1 protein-coding gene is annotated in these 586 nt (G+C 49.8%); it reads left to right on the top strand.

Features of this window, described 5'->3' with window-relative positions; translation table 11 throughout:
• Window positions 1-558: flagellin (locus tag OH456_RS25935; protein WP_270034474.1), on the top strand; the 558-nt coding region annotated here is incomplete at its 5' end.
• Between the last annotated feature and the right edge of the window lie 28 nt (window positions 559-586).

Raw genomic sequence — 586 nt, 5'->3', positions numbered from 1 at the left:
ATGAACGACAGCGCGGGTAACGCGATGACAACGCTGACGATTAACGCGAAACAAGGCGACGACATTGAGCAGCTAGCGACGTACATCAATGGTCAAACTGACCTAGTGCAAGCGTCTGTAGATGAAGACGGTGCCCTACAAGTATTCGCGAGCAACAATAAAGACATCGACAGCGCTTCATTAAGCTTCGGTGGCACGCTAGCGGGTTCAGGTGAGCTAGACATGTCAGGTGCAGCGGCAGCAGCAACGGTTAACGATATTGATGTCACGTCAGTAGGTGGCGCTCAAGAATCCGTGGCGATTCTGGACTCTGCGATGAAGTATGTGGATAGCCACCGTGCAGAGCTTGGTGCTTTCCAAAACCGCTTCAATCACGCTATCAACAACCTAGACAACATCAATGAGAATGTGAACGCGTCGAAGAGCCGTATCAAAGACACGGACTTTGCGAAAGAGACGACAGCGATGACGAAGAATCAAATTCTATCGCAAGCTTCAAGTTCGATTTTGGCGCAAGCGAAGCAAGCGCCAAACGCAGCATTGAGCCTACTAGGCTAAGCGTCACCTCAGATGACAAACAAAAAAA

Source organism: Vibrio sp. La 4.2.2, from assembly GCF_027586995.1.
GTDB classification, from domain to species: Bacteria; Pseudomonadota; Gammaproteobacteria; order Enterobacterales; family Vibrionaceae; genus Vibrio; species Vibrio mediterranei.
This window is presented reverse-complemented; position numbering and strand designations above follow the sequence as displayed.